Genomic DNA, 20,818 nt, shown 5'->3' on the forward strand with positions numbered 1-20,818 from the left:
TTTGGATAACTTAGTGACACTTGCGTTTTGCTACCGCCCTGATACTTATCCACTATAAATACAGCGTATTTGCGCCAGCACCAAGACCTAGCAAGACATTAATTCTCCTAAGCTTAGGTTACCTAGTCAACTATCGAGAAATAATTTGCCGCAACAGCACGTCCGTTTATCTGGTCGCGGCAAATTGGGAGAATGGTACAACTTGATTAATAAAAATGTTCAATATATTGTTCTCAGTATGTCGAAACAAGCAATCAGGGGCGCACATCTCACCACCTAACTAAGTGACTCCACTCGGACTTATTATCCAGTTGTACAGTCACCAATAAAGTTACACAATTTAACAATGTTTGTAAAACAATATTTAACATTAAATAAACAAAATCGTTTTCTGCACTTCACTTTTCCACTACACCAAAAAATCCTGCCAACTTTCCCGTCACTCTTTCAGTCGTACCAGTTACTTATACCAATTATCTTAATTAAGTGGTCTATTTTGAGGCGAGAAAACCGTGTCGATAGTCAAAAAAATACCAGCCTAAATTAGGCTGGTATTTCGGTCATCATCAAGTGACGCTTGCAAAGCCTTATAAATCGAAGGTCCTTGATAAGGACAAAACGATACGCTCATCAGCGGTATCCCAGTCTAGACTGGTATTCTCTGCTGCTACTTCAATGTTAAAACCTTGCAATGCCGTTTGATAAGCTAATCGATAATGGTTGTATGACTTACCAGTGCCATCCCAACTATACTTATCTCCATCAAGAGAGTTGGACACATCAAAGCTAGCTCTTAACGCATGGCCTGGTGCAATTTCAAAAGTATGCGCCACCATCGCAATAGTATGACCCGCCTCAGTACCAAAGTAATCCCAGCTATACCAAAAGTTAAATTCTGTTTGGCCAAACTCACTGCTGTAACCAAATTTTGTGTAAATCTCAGGATAGTTACCGTCACTCGAATCATCACCACCATGATATGAGTAATAGGCAATGCCATAATCAACACTCCAGCTTTGGTTCAACTCGACGAAGCGACCAACATAAAAATCCCACTCTAAATCAGTGTCACCACCAAAATCGACATTAGACGCCCAGCTTCCAGCATATACACCGTTGGCAAACGCTTTATCAATGCTGCCTTGTAGCGCAGGGTCATTCTGAGTTTGACTCACACCGTTAAAAGTATAATCAGACACACCTGTTAGTGTTGCTGACCAATCAGCCAGTGCACAATTGGATGCAAATACAAGTGGTAATGCACAAAGTGTTTTCTTTAAAGTTGTCATATCGTTGTATCCCTAATTTACAGATTCAATTTTTCTAAAGTCGATAAGGTTGTCTTTTGGTGAGCTATCAATCTTGCTCACGGTTTTGAATTTGCTATAAGCAATGTACGCAAAACACGAGAAGAACAAGCCAATGACCAGCGCACCAACCCATTGGATCTGCAAAAAGTTTAGTTTAAATAACAAGGTAAGCAGCGATAGTGCAACTATGTTAAGTAAAATATAGTTCCTTTTACCAAGGCGACTAACGGTTAAGTTCAAATTATCAGTATATAAACGGATCAGCGAGTCCAGTGAGTTGATCACAAACACGATACCCACAAACACCATTGCAAAGTTCTTAATGCCAGCAGTTGGGATCCCAGCCTCATGATAGTGATAAAGTACACTAAACCATGCTGCGATAGGGATAGAAGGGAATATAAGCATCGCCGCCAACACTTGATACGTCTTCAAGCCGCCAACAAAACGCGATGTAAATTGCCCTATCATGATACTCCAAGCAAACCACCAAAATAGATAAAATTCATGATAATCATTGAGTGGTAATACGAACTGATCAATATTGGCAAAGTATCCACCGATGAGCGCCAGATTATTGGTATAACTCGACATTGCACTGTCACCAAAAACAAACGCTGATGCCCACATAAAGGCGATTAGGCCAATAAATACCCAGGTCGTCGTGATGCTTAAAAAGCGCACGTATTTAAGGCTGGTGCTTGAGTAAACGGCAAAGGCGATCGCTGCAAACACGATTAAATAGAAACTCGGAATAATTGACTCGCCATCACCTAAGCTAGGTAAATACCAAGGCAGATTAGACAACAATAAGAAAGCGGTAAACGCGCAAGTTCCAATAATAACGATGTTATTAATGAATTTAACCCAAGGAATTTCAAAGAACTTCACTTTGGGCTCTATTACGCAGAAATAAAAACACGTAAGAAAGTAGAACCCCCAGATTAAAAATCCCCAAAAGCCAAACTCTATGGCTAGAGGATTTGTAAATGCGTACTCTGGGCTTGCTTTTATGTCTGCGTAACCCGCAAACTCCGTAAGCGGAAACATGATCAGGCCAACATCGAGGCCAGAAGTAAATAAGATAGCAATAAAAGTGAACGTTTTAACTGGTGTAACACCAACGCACTGAACATTTCCCCATTTTAATAAGATAAAGGCGACTGCTAATAGGGTGAAAATGATGCCTGCACTAAGCCATACTGTCATTGTCACCCTCCCAAAATAGATAGAAGTAACTCATTTTTTTCTCCGTTGTTTTTATGTACGTTATTCCCGCATTAATACAGTGCAAACTACTTGCACTGTATGCCACTGCAGGCCTCATATGGGGCACGAACTTTCCCATACGAGTGGCGAAACTACATCTCCGAACTACGTTGAACTTGTTGCCAGTTCTGTGTCATGACAACCTCTGCTTCCTCAAGGGCTAATGGCGGATTACCAAGGATCATATCCGCAGCCTTTTCCGCAGCCATAATGGTTGGCGCATTGAGGTTACCGTTGGGGATTGTTGGGAAAATAGAAGAATCGACAACGCGTAAACCCTGTACACCGTGAACGCGAGTTTGCGAGTCTACAACGGCCATTTCATCTTCTCCCATTTTGCATGAACAAGAAGGGTGGTAGGCACTTTCTACCGCTTGACGCACAAAGGCATCAATCTCTTCATCGGTTTGGATATGCTCACCAGGTTGGATCTCGCTTTGTCTAAAATCATCAAATGCGCTTTGCTCAATGATTTCACGAGTCAACCTAACACAAGCTCTAAAGCCTTCGATATCCTCTTGCTCAGCTAAATAGTTAAACTGTATTTTCGGTGCAACCCTTGGATCCGCCGATTTAATCGTGACTTCACCACGGCTCTTTGGTTTATTGTGGCCAACATGAACTTGAAAACCATGACCATCAAATGCACTTTTTCCATCATAGCGAATAGCAGCAGGTAAAAAGTGGTACTGAAGATCCGGCCACTCAACGCCCGCTTTCGAACGAATAAAGGCACAAGATTCAAAGTGGTTAGTTGCACCTAGACCTGACTTATCAAGCAACCACCTGGCACCAATTAAGCCTTTAGAAATCAGTCCCAACTTACCATTTAAGGTGATCGGCTGCTTACACTTATATTGAAAATAGAATTCTAGGTGATCTTGTAGGTTTTTACCCACACCTGGTAAGTGATGTTTCACTTCAACGCCTGCGGCAGTCAACGCGTCTTTATCACCAATGCCAGATAGTTGTAGTAAATGTGGTGAGCCAATTGAACCTGCGCTCAAGATCACTTCCTTCGCCGCATTCGCGGTTTTCAGGCTGCCCTTCACGCTATATTCGACACCCGTTGCAACTTTGTCCTCTAGCAACACTTTTTGTACCAGTGCTCCCGTTACAATCGTCAGATTGCTACGATGCTTGATAGGGTCCAAATAGGCTCTACTTGATGAGCAGCGTTTACCGTCTTTGACGGTCATGTGCATTGGGCCAAAACCTTCTTGTTGCTTACCATTGTAGTCTTTGGTAAAAGCATAGCCGGCTTGCTCTCCTGCACTGATAAACGCGCGATAGAGCGGATTTGCCATTTCATTACCATTATTGGTGCCAAGCGGACCTTGTTCACCACGGTACTGATCGCCACCTAAATACCAAGACTCAGCGCGCTTGAAATAAGGTAAGCAAGCCTGATAATCCCAGCCTTGTGCACCGTGGTCTTGCCACTCATCAAAATCTTTTGCGTGACCACGCACATACACCATGCCATTGATTGACGATGAGCCGCCAAGCACCTTGCCGCGAGGGCAATGCATAACGCGGTTGTCTAAATGCGGTTCAGGCTCTGTATGGAACTGCCAAGCATATTTATCGGTATTCATTGGAATAGATAGCGCGGTTGGCATCTGAATAAAAATGCTCTTATCACTACCACCCGTTTCGAGTAACAATACTTTGTGCGCGGGGTTTTCTGACAATCGGTTTGCAAGCACACAACCGGCAGAACCCGCACCTACGATAATATAATCAAAATCAGTCATAGTACTCCTCGATTAAAATGGGCTTTCAATATCACTCATACCTACATACACAGATTTAGTCTGAGTATATTGGTCAAGTGTCTCTACGCCATTTTCACGACCGATCCCAGACTGCTTATAGCCACCAACGGGCATTTCAGCGGGCGAGTTACCATAGCTATTGATCCAACAAATACCAGCCTCTAGCTGGTGGATCACGCGGTGTGCACGTTTAATATCTTTACTAAATACACCTGCAGCCAGACCTAAGTGGGTGTTGTTCGCACGCTGAATGACTTCTTCTTCGTCATCGAATACCAATACAGACATCACTGGACCAAATATCTCTTCTTTAACTATAGTCATGTCATCATGGCAGTCGATAAATATCGTCGGCGCAACAAAGTAGCCGTTTGGTGCAGATGCAGGGCTGATGGCTTCACCGCCTGTCAGTACAGTTGCCCCTTCAGCTTGACCTTTTGCGATATAGTCCATCACCAGGGTTTGATGTTGTTTTGAGATTAACGCACCAAGGTTAACGTTTGGATCGAGTGGATCACCGGCAATGATATTTTGCTCAGTGCGCTGTTTTAGCTCTGCCAAGAAGGCATCATATACACTGCGATGTACAAATACGCGCGTACAGTTAGTACACACTTCACCTTGAGTGTAGAAGTTGCCCAACATTGCAGCACTGATAGCTTGAGAAATATCTGCATCTTCAAAGACGATAAGCGGTGATTTGCCACCTAGCTCCATCGTCACCTCTTTTAAATTGCTTGCCGCGCTTTGCATGACTTTTTTACCCGTGCCAACTTCACCGGTAAAAGAGACTTTTTCAATATCAGGGTGTGTTGTGAGCCATTGACCCACTTCAGCGGCACCTTGCACGACATTGAATACGCCCGCAGGGACACCTGCTTCGATAAATATTTCCGCCAACTTTACCGCACCAAGCGGCGTTTCTTCAGACGGTTTAAAGATCAGTGCATTACCAGCTGCCAGCGCAGGGCCTGACTTCCAGCATGCAATTTGCAGCGGATAGTTCCACGCTCCGATGCCTGCACAGATACCTAAAGGTTCTTTACGAGTATAGAAAAAATCACCGCCGACTGGTTGCTGGCTCCCAGTCTGAGCGGGTGCTAACCCTGCAAAATATTCAATCACGTCAGCGCCAGTTTGAATGTCTACACATTCTGCCTCTTGCCAAGGTTTACCTGTATCCAACACTTCAATTTTGGCAAGTTCATCATTACGCTCACGTAATAACGACACAGCCTTATGTAAGATGCGGCTGCGCTCAATTGGCGTCATTGCCGACCAAAGGGCAAAACCTGCTTTGGCACTTTCAATTGCAGCTTGCTGAATATGGCTATCAGCAACTTCTACTTCGTAGATCACTTCATCCGTTGCTGGATTTTTTACTGCAAACTTTTCGCCTGAGTGGTTCGCCAAAAATTGGCCATGAATAAAATTTTGATATACAGGGACTGTCACATTATCCTCCAAACTGCTTAATAAGTGATTGAATGTAGCGTTTTGCGAGCGTTTCGCTGTGATGAAACGCGTGATGGTCGGCTTTACTTAATACGGCTCTAAGCCATAGCCCGTCAATCATGCCTGCGGCAAGTTCCGCCGCTTCTTTTGCCTCAGCTCTTGGCATAAAAGCAGCCAATGACACTGCTAAGTTACTTTGTAATCGGCGACTGTTGACGTGCTGTAGTCGGTGTAACTCATCATCGTGCATAGATTGGGCCCAAAAGCTTAACCAAGTACGCGTCGTGTTGGACTGCTGCTGCACCATGGCAAAGTTAGCTTCCACGATGTACATCAATCGCTGTTCAGCACTACAACCGCCATAGGTTTTATCTAACAAACTATATTTTAGACTGTTTAATAAGTAGCGTACGGTTGCTTCAATTAAGCCTTGTTTACCACCAAAATAGTGGCTGATTATCCCCGAAGAGAGCCCCGCTCTTTTGCTGATACTATTAATTGTGGTTGCTTGTAATCCTAACTCGGCAACTGACTCTAGCGTGGCGTCAATTAGCTGCTGACGACGAACAGGTTCCATTCCGACTTTTGGCATAGCTTTTATTAATTGACCGTTCAATTAAAATAAAGCTTAGGGTGATCATGATGAGACTTCAAGGTTGACTTTTTGTAAAAAGCCAATTTTTTGACGTTTGTACCTAGGTTAATCCCATGATAGCTAAGGGGTTTTGAAGGATTACAAAAAATCTCAAAAAAAATTTAAAAATCTGATATTTTGCAAGTATTTGCGATAACTTATCGCTTTAACAACTAATTCTCTTCGTGAAGAGCGATGCGCTTTACTGTATAAAATTCCCACATTTATTACTATTTTTAGCAACAATGACACAATACTTATATCACGAATACGCGACATTGATTACTGCTTAACACTTGACCTCATTCATGGTACAGTCACCACAAATAAACGTTATATTATATCATAATGAAGGATTGATAATGACTCCCTTTCACTCTACCTGCCGTTTAAGTGTGATTGCCGTGTCTTTACTGGCAGCATTCTCAGTATCTGCCGATAATGGCATCGAAACCATTGAAGTTACAGGTGAACGCCAAGCCTATCGTGGTGATTTTACCCATCTAATGTCTCCCGAGGCTATATTCGAGTTTGACGCTGAGTTGATGGCACAAACGGGTATCACAGATTTAACACAGGTACTGGACATGTCAGCCTCTGTAAGTCGCCAAAATAGCCTTGGTGGCCTTTGGGACAGCTTTGCTATCCGAGGCTTTTTTGGTGATGAAAACGTCCCAAGTGGTTATTTAGTCAATGGCTTTAATGCTGGACGAGGATTCTCAGGACCAAGAGATGTTTCTGGTATCGAGCGAGTTGAGGTATTAAAAGGACCAAAAGCGGCTTTATTTGGTCGTGGTGAGCCAGGAGGTTCAATTAACCTTGTTACCAAAAAGCCAACTTTCCAATCATCTAGTGAAATAGAGCTCACCGCAGGCAGCAGGGCTCACCGTAGAATAGAAGGTGACATAAATACTGTATTTTCTGATTCAGTCGCAGGTCGCTTCATTGGTTTCTACGAAGAAGAGGACAGCTTTCGTGATACCATCGAAACCCAAAAACACGGGATGATGGCATCGTTTGTGTTTGATCAAAGCTCAGACTCAAGCTGGCAGTACGATTTTGAGTATGCAGAGCAAGAGATCCCGTTTGACCGCGGGATCATAGCACCCAATGGCAACTTTGATTTTATGCCAATCGAGCGCTTTCTTGGTGAGCCAGGAGATGGCCCCACCACAACAATGGTGCACGGTCATCAACTGCAATGGCTATATGATTTAAATAATGACTGGCAACTGAGCTCTGCACTGGCTTTTAGACAAACAGAATTAGATAGCCTATCGAGCGATGCCGATATTTCACCGTCAAGACAAAAACTGTATCGTGATTTTCAAACACTGACACGCCAACATCGCCAACGTGCTTATGATACCGATCAATATGTTGCACGTTTCGAACTCGCTGGAGATTTTGTGACAGGGTCAATTAAACATCATATCATTGTTGGTATAGATTATGACCGTTTTGAATTCGACCGTGATTATCGCGTTGCTCGAGCTCCCGCTTTAAGTACTAACCCAACCGATGCACAGTTGTATGCGATTAACATCCATCAACCAGTGTATGGTCAATATCCTTCACCAACGCCAAGTCCAGTCATTATTCGCCAGCAAAATCAATGGGCGACAGGTATCTATATTCAAGATCAAATCGCTCTGACTGAGGCACTGCAAATTCGCATTGGTGGTCGCTTCGACTGGCTAAAACAGACCACCGATGACAAGATAAGCATGAAAAGTGCAGATCAATCTGAACAGCACTTTAGCCCACAAATGGGCGTGGTGTATCAGCTCAATGATAATTGGTCGCTCTACTCAACATACGGTGAAGGGTACCGCTTAAATTTTGGCACTGATCATCTTGGAAACGGCTTTGATCCAAACCAAAGCGAATCAATAGAGGTTGGTAGTAAGTGGTCATTATTAGACAACAATGTCGACATTACACTGACATACTTTGATAGTGAACAAAGCAACATCATTGTGGCGGACGTACAAAACCCTGGATATAGCGCGGCGATTGGTGAAGCCACAAGTGAAGGGATTGAGTTGGATATCATCGGTCAATTACCTGCTGATGCCCAAATTCAATTTTCGTATACCTATCTAGATGCGCAGGTCAGTAAAGATTCTATAGATACAGGATTAGGTGTAGCCATCAGAAAGGGTGATGATCTACTTAATATTCCAGAAAATGCGGCGAGCATACAATTACGACAGCAATACACCGTATATGGTAATACTTTATCCGCAGGTGTTGGTGCGCAATATGTCGATGAGCGATTAGGCCAGCGTGGTAGCGATTTTTACCTTCCTTCTTATGTTACAGTCAATTTATTTGCAGAGTATGCAATCAGTGACAGATGGTCTGTGAAAGCGCAGGTACATAACGCCTTTGACCGCGAGCATTTTACCAATTCATATTCACAGATGTGGGTACAGCCTGGTGAGCCTCGTAAGGTGCTGCTATCGACGTCTTATCAGTTCTAATCAGCGTCATTTTGTGTGTCCACGCTCTCCTTTGACTGGGCACACTCTTTTTACTTCAACAAGGCACATGCCTGACCTTTAAGTCTCAAGCCCAAATACATTTTGGGCTTTTTTATGAGCTAAAAGCAGAGCTTGGAGTCCTTAAGCTACGCTATTGACGGACTTTTTAAACCCATAGAGAAATACCTGCTTAATATCTTCTAACATCATGTACAAGCACGGCACCATTATTAAAGTAACAACCGTCGCAAATAATACTGAAAAGCTCAAAGAAATCGCTGTTGGGATCACAAATTGAGCTTGTAAGCTTGATTCAAACATAATGGGGACGAGTCCCAGAAAGGTTGTCAATGAAGTAAGTAAAATGGCACGAAAGCGACCAATCCCAGCCTGGATCACCGCTGTTTTAGTACTTTGACCTGCGGATCTCTGCGTGTTCACAACATCGGTCATGACTAAAGAGTCATTGATCACCACCCCAGCAGCGGCAACGATGCCAAAGACCGACATCATACTCAAGTTATAGCCAAGGAAGTAATGCCCCCACAATGCGCCCACAGCAGCAAAGGGGATCACTGACATCACGATTATTGGCTGAAGATAGCTTTTAAGAGGGAGTGCCAATAAACAGTAAACCACCAACAATCCAATCAGCCCAAACGTCAGTACCTCACTTTGCTCTTGGCGCTGATCTTCAAGTGCTATTCCAGGCTGAGTGGTAAGCCCTCTGTGTGCTTGACTGAGTGCTGGTAAAAGTTGTGATTCAATCTGTTCTACCACCTTACCAATTGTATTATGCTGCTCATCAACGTCTGCGCTGATTGTGGCGACTTGATAACCTTGCTCCCGAGTGATGTCTGATAAGCCAGGCACCGCTACTGTTTTGGCAATATCGCCAAAAAAGACCTGTTCGCCGTTATCTAAAGTAATCAGTGTATAGGCAAGGGCGCTCAATTGATGACGCTGGGCTTTTGTTCCGCGTACTTTAAATACAACTTCTTGGCCTTCACGCATTACTCGCTGCACCTCAATACCATAAAAATGAGCAGCAACTTGTCGTGTCACCTCTTTTGCACTGAGCTGTAACTGATATGCTAGTGGCTTTAGCTGGATTTGATATTCAAGCTGCGCACTATCTAATGATGAGTAAACCCCATAAACACCAGCGGTCCCATTAAGCCTATCAACAAAATCACGACTGGCAGCATACAAGGTGTTTGCGTCAGGGGCATATAAACGGTATTCAATATCACTTTTCTCGGCAATATCAATTACGTCAGACTCTATTGTCAGCTTTTTCACCCCTGGTATATCTGGTAATTGCGCTCGCCAGCGCTTTGCCAGCTCAAACGTATCAAAGGGACGTAACGCTTCGGCTACTAGCGGTACTACTACCTCAGCCTCTTTTAGGTGGTCAATACGGGTATACATTGCGTCCATCATAGGTTTGCCCGTCTCGGCTTGAATATCCTGCTCAACTTGCACGATGAGAGCTTCAATTTGTTCAACCGCAGCAAGCGTTTGCGCCTCAGATACAGCGTGATCCATCTGAATATTAATTGAAGGGTAATCGTGTGGTACTTTTGGTACCGCAGTAAAGCGCAGTAAACCACTGGCTAATAAGCAAATAGAAAATACTAACAGGCAAACAAAACCTACTATCACAGCATAACGATAGTGAATACAGCGTCTCAGAAGGGGCGCATAATAGTGGTGCAATAGGGAATAAAAACGGTCATTAAAGCGTTGACGCCAATGCGTCTTTGGTTTTGGCGCGAGCTGAACTGAGGCTAGATGAGCGGGCAAGATCAGCTTAGATTCGATCAAGCTAAATAATAAGCACAAAATACAAACCCCTGCGATAGCAATAAACTGTCCGGAGTTCGGCCCACTACTGAACATAAACGGCATAAAAATAGCGACTGTCGTGAGCACGCCGAAAGTAGCTGGCATTGCCACTTTTTTTGCACCTTGTACCACTTGTGCAGGAGAATGGCCATTTAATTCAGTCTGCTCACAGATACTCTCTCCAATCACAATAGCATCATCCACCACTATGCCCAGCACCATGATAAACGCAAATAATGAAACTAAATTCATGGTGATACCAAATATCGGCATTAACCAAAATGCGCCAAGCATCGCAACAGGTAGACCTAACATCACCCACACAGCCAGTTTGGTGCGTAAAAACACAGCCAAAACAACAAATACCAAAAGAGCACCTTGCGCAAGATTGTTCAGCATCATGGATAGTCGACCATCAAGGTACACTGTGACATCAACAAACTCGTACACTTGAATATGTTCTGGCAAGGCTTGTCGTTTGAAGTCAATGTAAGCTTTTACTTGCGCAACAACATCGGTGAGCGATTGCGCCTTTTCGCCAAGCACCATGATGTAAACTGCTTGTTGGCCATTAAAGCGCCCCGCATCTAACGTTTCTTGAAAACCATCTTTGATAATTGCAATATCGCCAAGTCGAACAATTTCCCCCAACGGTCCTGTAATAATGGGTATGTTCTTCAGATCGTTGCCCTGATAACCACGCTGTGCTAGTCGCAGGTAAATATTACCTCTAGCCGTTTTTATTTGACCCGCTGATAGGTTATCTGCATTCATTTGAATTGCCTGTACGACCTCAGATAGGCTCAGCGCGTATTTTTGTAGTTTGAGTGGAGTCAGCTCAATGGCTACCTCATAATCAGGAAGTGCTGATACCTCTACATGTGATATTCCCTCTAGTTGCAGCAGTTCCTGCTTAAACTCATTTCCGAGCTTTTTCAGCTCAAGTGGGTCATCAGCTCCAGATAACACAACACTTAATGCCCGTTGACGCTGAGCACTTTCAACAATCTGCAACGGTTCCATAGCGGTAGGAAATGTCGCGATAGCATCTAATTTCATCTTGATTTCGTCTAGGCGATACGCCAAATCTTGGTCATTTTCTAATTCAATTTCTATCTTTGCTCTGGAAGCTGAAGCAAAACTAGTGAGACGCTTAATACCAACCTGTGACTGTAGTGCTTGCTCTATTTTGACCAGTATGTTTTCTTCAATTTCGTTAGCAGGTGCACCCAATAACGTGGCTGTAACGACGATTTTATTATTTTCAGATACCGGAAAGGTTTGTCGTTGGATCCCTTGATAGCTCAATAGCCCCATACAAACAATAAACAGCATTAACAAATTAGCCGCGACAGGGTGATGTACAAAATAGCCAATGAGTTTACCTTGCGAACCCATTATTCATCTCCTTTAACAGCCAATTGCGTATGCACCGTATTAGTGCGAACTTGCATGCCGGCTTGAGGATAGTCAGGTAAGTGAGTAACCAGCTGGTGGTCGGTATACGGTGGTGCGCTTATCAATACACTATTGTGCTCCCTGCGTAGCACATTAACAGGAAACTGTACTAGCTGTTGCGTTGGACTCACTAACCAGAGCATTTCGTTTTTTATCCACTCCTGCGGAATTTTCAATACTTTTTTCAGTATATTACCTGGCACTTGTGCCTGTAAGAACTGACCAAAGTGTATCGCGGGTAACGTGCTGTGTAAGGCATAAGGATCTTCTACTTTTATTACAAAGTAAGCCATTCTCGTGCGCTCACTTAATAGCCCTGTATGGCGTGTTAGTGTGCCTACACGCTGTATATCATCAGCTGTAATTGTCACTTCAGATACAGGCAAAGGTGGCAAAAATGGCAAATCAAATTGAGCGATAGGTACGTGCAGCTCTCCATAGCTCAGATTAACCACAATACCGAGCTGCTGACCGATGTTAATCACCTGCCCAAGTCCAGTATCACGACGTGTGACTAACGCATCATAGGGTGCGTAATACTTTGTTCTAGCTAGATTCTTTTGTGCCTGAGCAAGTCCAGCTTCAGCCGCTTTAAGATGTGCTCTAGCACTGGATACTTGAGGCTCTCTCAGCGCAAGCTCTGTAACATGAGGGTTATTTTCCCACTCTTTTTTTGCAACCTTTGCCAGTGCTAACTGTTCAGATAAGTGTGATTGTGCCAATGCCAATTCAGCCTGCTTGTTTAAAAGTTGGGTCTGATAATCAAACGGGTCTAGTCGCGCCAGCACCTCCCCTTTTTTAACTATTCCCCCAACAACAAACGCCTCATGCAGCCATACAACCTTTCCTGAAACTTCAAATGCAACATCTGTTTGCTCTGCGGGCTTTAATATTCCCGATAGTGACAAGCTTACTTGGTGATCAGTAACAGCTATGGGTACACTTGATACCAAAGGAAAAACCGCTTGCGGTGTGTGCGTATTGGCAGGTGCTTTTGCCACCCCAAACAATACAAAGCAAGCTGTGGCCCCCACCAACAATACGAGTATTAGGGCAGATACTCTCCCCCTAAACTTATGATAAAGAGACTTATTTTTATTTTCTTTCATCAAAAATTCTCAACATGATGCCTTGTGAAAATAGTAAATTATTTGTTTTTAAATTAGCTAAACCTCTCACTTAGCTAAAAATTTTTAAATAATTTTGTTTACACATAAATAACCAGTGAGTTATGTTATAACATAAAACAGGAACAGTATAGTAGTGACTTACTTATGACTTTAATGAATCACGTTGAAGACCATGCTTCACAAATTGTGGCAATGTATGAGCATATTCACAGTATGGAATCGTTGACGATAAATGCGCAAACAATGGCTACGTTTGACCAATTTTTGGGGTTGTTATCGAACGAACATGGCAGTGAATTTGCCAAACAAGTGTTAGCACAAGCCAAAATAGAAGCAGTGAAGCCCCAAATCCAACATCTGTTTAGTATGGCATCCAGTTTATATGAACAGCACTGGGCACAACGCCTTGTGGCTAGTACCGCAGCTCAACAACTCCTGATTGAAGAGTATCCTTATTTTAATCACTATCAGCGTGCGACAGGGCTTGAGATAAACGCCGTCAAATCTTTAGCAGAGCAGCCCATAGAGCATGTACTAATGGTAGGCTCAGGCGCGTTACCACTTACGTCGCTGGCACTACATCAGGCGGGCTTACAGGTTGATAACCTAGATATTCAACAAGATGACTTATTGTTAGGCAAACAGGTTTGTGATGCTCTTGCCAGTGGCAACGAAATGAATTTCATTCACAATGATATTTGTCAACAACAGCATTTGGCGAAATACGATGTGATTTGGCTCGCCGCTTTGGTCGGTGATGAGCAAATTAAAAACAGCATCATCACTCATTTATTTGAGCAAATGCGCCCCGGCGCACAACTCGTGGTAAGAACAGCATTCAATTTACGGACATTGTTATATCCAAGTGTTGATGAATCTGGGTTAGCACCGTTTCAACTGAAACTAAAAATTCAAACCTATGCTGACAATTTCCATTCTATTTTGATTGCACAAAAACCGATTTAGCTATGATCTCTATGTTTAACACCTACCTAAAGCTTGGCAGTGAATACCGCTGGATGCTGTTTGCAGCCTTTATATTCAACCTTGGCTTTTACATGCTAATTCCATTTTTAGCAGGCTACCTAAAACAAGATCTATTACTAAGCGCGACACTGGTTGGCTTGGTTTTAGGTGTACGCTCGTTTTGCCAACAAGGGCTATTTTTAGTTGGCGGATTATTGGCTGATTTATTTGGAGTGAAAAAGCTTATTGTCGTCGGGTGTCTCCTACGAGCACTCGGTTTTTGTCTGTTTTTGTTTTCTCATATTGTTGAGCTGCTTTTTTTAGCTGCCTTTTTAACCGGGTTTGCAGGGGCGTTATTCACTCCTGCTGCACAGTCTTACTTTTCAAAGCAAACCGAGCTGAGTCGCGCGCAAATGTTTGCGCTGGTTGGTGTTGCCAGAAATGGGGGAGAATTACTCGGCCCAGTTTGTGGTCTGATGTTGATAAGTGTTAGCTTTGATACCTTGTGTATAGTGTCAGCACTGCCTTTTGCACTCTTTGCGCTCATTTTTACTGTATTACTAAACGATAAATCCACAACCAAACACCAAGAAACCGCACAACCTAACGCAGATAGCACGGGTGTACGGGCAATGATCCAAGGTGTGTTGAGTAATCGCCCGTTTATTCTGTTCTCACTGATCATGTCTGGCTATTTTATGTTAATAAATCAGATTTCGTTTGCGATCCCGCTTCACATTGTAAGTCAGTCAGGTACAACAAAAGAAGTCGCTTGGGTATTAACATTATGCGCGCTGATCTCAATCTGCTTTCAGTTCCCGGTCACCCGTTTATGTGAACGCTGGTTGTCGCCGAGTCAATGGATCAGTATAGGTATTGCACTAATGGGATTATCATTTGCCACCTTGCTTGTAGATTGGCCTTATCAATCGGGCATATTGTATTACTTACCACTTAGTCTATTAGCGACTGTATTTACACTCGGCACTATGGTGAGTTTCCCATTAATCATGAGTCAAATATCTTTACTTGCACAAGATAAGTCGGTCGCAACACATTACGGATTTTTCTATTTATTTGCAGGTGCAGGGTTAATCATTGGTAGCAGTGTAGTAGGGGCAGCCTTTGATTACACGGCTCATCACGACTATCTCGCTTGGTATAGCCTGATCATAATCGGTGTCGGCACGGCTTTACTTAACACTATGTTTATGTCTGCACACCAAGTTAACAACCACATTCAAACAACCAATCCATCTACATCAAAGTAAGGGTTAACCATGATTCAACTTACTCAAGCGCAGCAACGAGCCTATATGTCAGACTATCTTGAAAATGGCTGGCGTGAAGAGCGCATGTCTTTCAGTTCCGTGTCGTTGGAACCTGGATATATTGAGGGACGCGTTAATGTTGAGCACTTTCAAATGCCAGGAGATGGTCGTTTTCATTTCAGCGCACAAAGCGCCATGATTTGGATCTCTCAGCTCGGTATTATTTATGGGTGTTGGGATAACCAACTAACCGAAAAAGTAGGAGAGGTCTACCTAAGAGATCTAGACATTAAGTTCAAACGCACCATCAATACCACTGAAGCCGTCAAATTTGAGGGTTTTTTTCCTAAACACTGCAAAAAACAATTATCAAACGACCTTGTTTACTATAAAAATGCACAGATCCGTGTAGAGGGTGGTGCTTTTGCGGGCACGGCTAGCTTTCTGGTACCAATATGCTAACGCAGCAAATAAAACCTGTTCCTATTTAGATAAAAGATGATATGTTATAACCAAACATATCATTCTACAATTTGACCACATGCGCTCTGTATTCCTACCCCCAGGCATCACTTTGCACATGTGGTTTTAATCACATCAGGGAGTTTTTTGTGTTAGAAGCCAAACAATTAACAAAATCTTTTACGGGAAAACGGGTGATCACGGATCTGAGTTTTAAAGTTGAGCAAGGTGAGATCATGTGTTTGTTGGGTGCAAACGGCGCGGGAAAAAGCACAACATTAAATATTTTTCTTAACTTTTTACAGCCCGATAGTGGACAGGCTCTGATTGATGGTGTGGAGGTAAATCAGCATACCAATAGCAAAGATAAGTTGGTGTATCTACCAGAGCAGGTAAACCTATATCAAGAGTTTAATGCCATTGATAATCTCAAATACTTGGCAAGCCTTGCTGGGCTAACTGTCAGTGAAACCCAAATTCATGCCGCGTTAGATGAAACAGGGCTTGAACAACAGGCAAGAAAACAGTCTTTAAAAAACTATTCTAAAGGAATGAGACAAAAAGTAGGGATAGCGTTTGCGATTATGCGCCAAGCAAAAGTGCTGTTATTAGATGAACCTACTTCAGGACTAGATCCAAGTGCAACCCTTGAATTTATTCGCATCATCGAGAGGCTTGCAAATAAGGGAGCTGCTATTTTAATGGTGACTCATGACTTTTATTGCGCACACACGCTTGCAGATAAAATCGGCATTATGGATAAAGGAAAATTGCTGACCCTACTTGATAATAAAAAGCTACCGCTAAGTAGTTTAGAAACCACTTACCACGAACTTATCTCTGGAACCGCGACGATCCGTGCAGCTAGTTAGTCTTTAAATAGGAATTGTCCCGTCTATGAATAATAAAATAATACAAATTTGTCGTCACGAGTTGGCTAGTAAGCGGAAAAGTCCGGTCTTATGGTTATTATTTGTGATGATCCAATTATTGCTGGTTGTTGCACTTTTTACTGGTTGGCAGCAGTACCAACAAAGCATGAATATGCAAACCAAAGCGCAGCAGCTGGTCGAGCAACAATGGAATGCACAACCTGATCGGCACCCACATCGCGTCGCGCATTTTGGTCACTTTGCATTTCGACCACCTAGCGCTCTTAGCTTCTTTGATCTAGGTGTTAATGCCTGGGTAGGCGACAGTATTTTCTTAGAAGCACATAAACAAAACAGTGCCAATTTTGCCACCGATCAGGACGGAGGAACATTACTGCGTTTTTCTGAGCTAAGTAGTGCCAATATTTTATTGCTGATCTGGCCGTTGCTGATTATTGCACTGGGCTTTGCAAGTGTGAGTGGAGAGAAAAAAAGCGGTACTCTTCGGCAATTAATGTCAATGGGTGTGCCATTTCGGGCACTGATCGCAGGCAAAAGCCTGAGTTATTTATGCTTGTCTGTTATTTTTATCTTGCCAGTGTTTGTGCTCGCACTCGGTCTTGCTGCCAGTACGGGCGCTCAGTTTTCATCGGAAGCCCCTATTAGGCTGGTACTACTCTTTGCGCTTTACCTGGTATACTGCCTGTTCTGGATAGCTATTACCTTGCTTGTTTCAAGTACGGTAAAGGCACCAAAACAAGCATTGGTATTACTTACGTCAATATGGTTTATCCTCACAATACTTATGCCAAGAATGCTTGCTGAGTTTGCACATCACCAATATCCACATCAAAAGCGCAATGATTTCGAGCTTGCTGTAAAACTAGATAACCGGAAAGTCGGAAACAGTCATAACCCAGATGATCCCTATTTTAGTAAGTTTCGTGCAGATACACTGGAAAAATATGGCGTATCAACCGTAGAAGAACTGCCAATTAATTACAAAGGGCTAGTAATGCAAGAGGGAGAAAGGCTCAATGCTGAGATCTACAAAAAGCATTATCAGCAACAAATAGAAAAGTTTGAGTCACAGCAACAATTTGTCAGTCAATTCTACTGGTTAAATCCATACCTGTTTGTTCGAGACTTTTCGATGGCATTAACACGTACCGATACACGTCATTTTCTGGACTTTGAGCAACAAGCCGAAGCCCACAGATATGCCCGTATTCAAAAGCTCAATCAGTTGCACACTCATGAAATCCACCACCACAACGACAGGGCACAACGGGTTGATAAATCCTACTGGCAAACATTTGAAGCATTTACCTATGCCACGCCACGCTTAAGTTGGTCTCTCAAGGTATTTTCCTTATCTTGGTTCTTGCCACTCATTGTTGTTGTGCTGCTATTTACTTTCTTAAATTCCAACAAGATGCAAAGGAGAATTTATGCTGCTGTTTAAACTCGAATGTAAGCGCTTGTTTGCAGGTACGGTTAATAAACTAGTGCTCGTACTGTTTCTCCTATCTGGTATTTTTGCTATCTACCAAGGTGCATTGGGATACAAGTCTATACGTATTGACCAATATAAATCGACAGTGGTATTTCAAAAAGAGCGCGAGCATGTCAGTAGCCGTGAAGCTTTGCCTGAGCCTGGCTCTTTGGCTTATTACGCCAGCGCACCAACACAATGGCAGCTAAGTCCATGGGCTGCATTATTTGTGGGGGAAACTTCCTCTTCAATGGTCGCAGCGAAGATCCGCGCCACCGCATTACAGAGTCAAATATATAACCGTGAAATCGTCAATCCAAGTCAACAGCGCGCTGGTGGTTTAGATTTGGGGTTTGTATTGGTTTACTTTTTACCTTTGGTGATAGGGATACTCACTGTCACACTCATTTCCGATGAGCAACATGCTGGGCGCTGGCGCTTACTCAATGCCATGCCTCGTAGTGTATTTTCATTAGTGGGAAAACAAATTGCATTACGATTTGTTGTGATCTGGTTCATGGTTGCCCTGTTACTGATCAGTGCAGCACTATTATTGTCTTTACCTTTCGATATTTTCTTCTGGACAGTACTTGGCGCAACTAGTCTGTATATGGTGTTTTGGTTTGCACTGGCAGCCATTATCATGAGCTTCAGTAAAAATAGTGTGTTCAATAGCCTAACTTACCTCAGCAGTTGGGTCGTACTAGCGCTATTGTTACCAGGGGCTGTGCACTTATATTTATCAAATCAGTATCACAGTGATGCGCCTCTTGAAATCACGCTACAGCAGCGTATGACACTCAATGATGGCTGGGATCAAGACAAGCAAGCAACGTTAGATGCTTTTGTGGCTAAAGAGAGTAAATGGAGTAATACAGCACCACTGGGGGAAGCATTTGATTGGAAGTGGTACTATGCCCAGCAACACATGAGTGACATTGCCGTTCAAGATCAAGTGGAAGCATATAGGCGCAGTAATGCAGCTCGTCAAAATCAGTTACAAAAGCTCAGTGTGCTATCTCCTGCACTGTTTTTTCAGCTTTCGTTGAATGAACTAGCCAAAACCAGTGGCAACTTTCAGATCAAATACCAACAACAAATAGCTGATTATCACCAAACAATTCGCCATTATTTTTACGACTTTTTGTTTTTTGATAAACAGGTAAGTCGCCAAGATATCGCTGACTTTCCAAAATTTGAACCACAGACCATGGTAGCGCAAGGTGGTTCATGGAAGTTGCCTTTAAGCACCGCAGTGGTAGCGCTGATGTTAATGATAGCTATTGTGAGGATCCGCAAAGTAAAAGTGATATAACCTTTTAACGTATATGGATAAGCATCGTCCATATACGTTATTCACCAAAGTATTGAAGAGTACTTAGCCCAAACTCAGGATAAGAAGTTAGTTAAGCTGAGGTTTGAATAAGAAACTTTTAACGCAGTTAGCGTCAGAGTTGCCCCTTCAAATTGAACAAGCATTAAGATTAATGGTGTTAATGCGACTGCACTGGCAACAGATGAGTAAATTGATTGGGTTCTGTCGTTGTATCAAGGATGAGACTAGATTGGTAGGTACTAACTAATAGCTCTATTTTGGGTTTTAACTGCACTATCGCATCGTTAATTTTACTGATTAATCTTGGGCTAAAAACGCCATTTCTGAGCAAAAAATGTACTTGATTATCGTGTACCACGTACGGCCAAGCTTTTGCAGAGTCTAACCCCTGCTCATTAATAAAATAACTACCAGTTATCACATCATCAACCACAAAGTCGACTCGGCGCTTCATCAGCATTTCTATCCTGCGCTTCGCACTAGCAATACCAACGAACTGTTCTTTGTACCGAGTATCATTTTTTAACTTAGCAAGCTCTTCGCCATAAAAAGAGCCAATACTTAACCCAATCGTTTTTGATTGTTTAACAAGCGACTCTAGACTGGGAATTTCCATCGCAGGAGACAACGAGAATAAGCGCATTCGCTCAAAACGGTAGGGAAGGGTAAAATCACCGTAGCGCTCCCTATCTTTGGTATAGCTGACCATCACAGCAACATCAATGACCCCTTTTGTCATTTCTTCAAACGTCCGAGCGCTTGAGGGCAAGCGTATATAATTAGTACATATCGAGACATGTTGAAACACCATTTCAGCAATATCAACATCAAGACCCCAAGGTCCTAACTGATCAAAAGCCGTTAACGGTGGCCAATCTGCAACAACACCGATGTTCACTGTTTTGCTGCATTCACTGGCATACGCAGGTGTGATGATAAGCCACCAATTTAAAATTAATACACTTATAAAGTGTATTGTTATTGCGTACTGCTTAACCATGAAACCTCGACATCACTCGGGAAAAACGTTAATTAAGGACACTTATGC

15 protein-coding genes are annotated in these 20,818 nt (G+C 42.9%); 7 read left to right on the forward strand and 8 right to left on the reverse strand.

Annotated features, from left to right (window positions below; genetic code table 11):
• Nucleotides 1–587 precede the first annotated feature (587 nt).
• The 5 genes from EAG18_RS04770 to betI all read right to left on the reverse strand — a co-directional run bounded on the left by EAG18_RS04770 (nucleotide 588) and on the right by betI (nucleotide 6,404).
• Nucleotides 588–1,289 (reverse strand): TorF family putative porin, encoded by a 702-nt coding sequence (locus EAG18_RS04770; RefSeq protein WP_125251258.1) that lies wholly within the window; start codon nucleotides 1,287–1,289, stop codon nucleotides 588–590.
• Between the two features lie 12 nt (nucleotides 1,290–1,301).
• Nucleotides 1,302–2,519 (reverse strand): BCCT family transporter, encoded by a 1,218-nt coding sequence (locus EAG18_RS04775; RefSeq protein ID WP_125251259.1) that lies wholly within the window; start codon nucleotides 2,517–2,519, stop codon nucleotides 1,302–1,304.
• A 152-nt stretch (nucleotides 2,520–2,671) separates the two neighbouring features.
• Nucleotides 2,672–4,336 (reverse strand): choline dehydrogenase, encoded by a 1,665-nt coding sequence (gene betA, locus EAG18_RS04780; RefSeq protein WP_125251260.1) that lies wholly within the window; start codon nucleotides 4,334–4,336, stop codon nucleotides 2,672–2,674.
• Between the two features lie 12 nt (nucleotides 4,337–4,348).
• On the reverse strand, nucleotides 4,349–5,812 hold the full coding sequence (betB, locus tag EAG18_RS04785) for a betaine-aldehyde dehydrogenase (RefSeq protein ID WP_125251261.1): 1,464 nt from the start codon (nucleotides 5,810–5,812) through the stop codon (nucleotides 4,349–4,351).
• Between the two features lies 1 nt (nucleotide 5,813).
• Entirely contained in the window at nucleotides 5,814–6,404 is a 591-nt protein-coding gene (gene betI / locus EAG18_RS04790; RefSeq protein ID WP_125251262.1) for a transcriptional regulator BetI, read from the reverse strand.
• Between the two features lie 404 nt (nucleotides 6,405–6,808).
• Here betI and EAG18_RS04795 point away from each other — a divergent pair, with 404 nt between their 5' ends.
• The gene (locus EAG18_RS04795; RefSeq protein WP_125251263.1) at nucleotides 6,809–8,932 is read left to right on the forward strand and encodes a TonB-dependent siderophore receptor; all 2,124 of its coding nucleotides are present in this window, start codon (nucleotides 6,809–6,811) and stop codon (nucleotides 8,930–8,932) included.
• 141 nt (nucleotides 8,933–9,073) lie between these two features.
• On the opposite strand, the gene EAG18_RS04800 is transcribed toward EAG18_RS04795, so the two are convergent.
• Both EAG18_RS04800 and EAG18_RS04805 read right to left on the reverse strand, forming a co-directional pair.
• Nucleotides 9,074–12,178, reverse strand: coding sequence for an efflux RND transporter permease subunit (locus EAG18_RS04800; protein WP_125251264.1), 3,105 nt, complete (start codon nucleotides 12,176–12,178; stop codon nucleotides 9,074–9,076).
• Nucleotides 12,178–13,347: an efflux RND transporter periplasmic adaptor subunit gene (locus tag EAG18_RS04805; protein ID WP_125251265.1), complete on the reverse strand. Its 1,170-nt coding sequence runs from the start codon at nucleotides 13,345–13,347 to the stop codon at nucleotides 12,178–12,180. The genes EAG18_RS04800 and EAG18_RS04805 overlap by 1 nt, the downstream gene beginning before the upstream one ends.
• A 165-nt stretch (nucleotides 13,348–13,512) precedes the next feature.
• Here EAG18_RS04805 and EAG18_RS04810 point away from each other — a divergent pair, with 165 nt between their 5' ends.
• From EAG18_RS04810 to EAG18_RS04835, 6 genes are all read left to right on the forward strand, one after another.
• A complete protein-coding gene (locus EAG18_RS04810; RefSeq protein WP_125251266.1) occupies nucleotides 13,513–14,334 on the forward strand; it encodes a nicotianamine synthase family protein in 822 nt (273 codons plus the stop codon).
• An 11-nt stretch (nucleotides 14,335–14,345) separates the two neighbouring features.
• Complete coding sequence (locus EAG18_RS04815; RefSeq protein WP_275557229.1) at nucleotides 14,346–15,605, forward strand: MFS transporter; 1,260 nt, start codon at nucleotides 14,346–14,348, stop codon at nucleotides 15,603–15,605.
• Between the two features lie 9 nt (nucleotides 15,606–15,614).
• Nucleotides 15,615–16,067: a hypothetical protein gene (locus EAG18_RS04820; protein ID WP_125251267.1), complete on the forward strand. Its 453-nt coding sequence runs from the start codon at nucleotides 15,615–15,617 to the stop codon at nucleotides 16,065–16,067.
• Nucleotides 16,068–16,216: 149 nt separating this feature from the next.
• Nucleotides 16,217–16,939 (forward strand): ABC transporter ATP-binding protein, encoded by a 723-nt coding sequence (locus EAG18_RS04825; protein WP_125251268.1) that lies wholly within the window; start codon nucleotides 16,217–16,219, stop codon nucleotides 16,937–16,939.
• Between the two features lie 25 nt (nucleotides 16,940–16,964).
• Nucleotides 16,965–18,404, forward strand: coding sequence for a DUF3526 domain-containing protein (locus tag EAG18_RS04830; protein WP_125251269.1), 1,440 nt, complete (start codon nucleotides 16,965–16,967; stop codon nucleotides 18,402–18,404).
• Nucleotides 18,391–19,749 (forward strand): DUF3526 domain-containing protein, encoded by a 1,359-nt coding sequence (locus tag EAG18_RS04835; RefSeq protein ID WP_125251270.1) that lies wholly within the window; start codon nucleotides 18,391–18,393, stop codon nucleotides 19,747–19,749. Before EAG18_RS04830 ends, EAG18_RS04835 begins: the two co-directional genes overlap by 14 nt.
• Nucleotides 19,750–19,927: 178 nt before the next feature.
• On the opposite strand, the gene EAG18_RS04840 is transcribed toward EAG18_RS04835, so the two are convergent.
• Nucleotides 19,928–20,770: a transporter substrate-binding domain-containing protein gene (locus EAG18_RS04840; protein ID WP_125251271.1), complete on the reverse strand. Its 843-nt coding sequence runs from the start codon at nucleotides 20,768–20,770 to the stop codon at nucleotides 19,928–19,930.
• Nucleotides 20,771–20,818: the final 48 nt, after the last annotated feature.

The organism is Pseudoalteromonas sp. J010, from assembly GCF_003934235.1.
GTDB classification, from domain to species: Bacteria; Pseudomonadota; Gammaproteobacteria; order Enterobacterales; family Alteromonadaceae; genus Pseudoalteromonas; species Pseudoalteromonas peptidolytica.